Raw genomic sequence first — 254 nt, 5'->3', positions numbered from 1 at the left:
TGCCCTACCGGGTGCACCAGTTTGCCATCGCGCCGAGCGATCGCGCCGTGCTGCATCAACGCATCGAGCTGCGTTTCGACAAGATGCTGCAAGGGGCGTTCGAACAGGAGGTCAGAGCGCTCTATGAGCGGGGTGATCTTCACCCGGATCTGCCAGCTATCCGCTGCGTTGGCTACCGCCAAATGTGGGACTACCTGGCAGGGGAAGTGGGATATGATGAGATGCGTTATCGTGGCATCGTGGCCACCCGTCAG

Annotated in this window: 1 pseudogene; it reads left to right on the top strand. The window is 60.6% G+C overall.

The window, feature by feature from the left end:
- Positions 1 to 254: pseudogene (locus B4920_RS27100) on the top strand (tRNA (adenosine(37)-N6)-dimethylallyltransferase MiaA); the annotation flags it as partial.

This window comes from Zoogloea sp. LCSB751 (assembly GCF_002028455.1).
Lineage (GTDB): Bacteria > Pseudomonadota > Gammaproteobacteria > Burkholderiales > Rhodocyclaceae > Zoogloea.
Note: the sequence above shows the minus strand (reverse complement) of the source record. Positions and strands in the feature narration are given on the sequence as shown.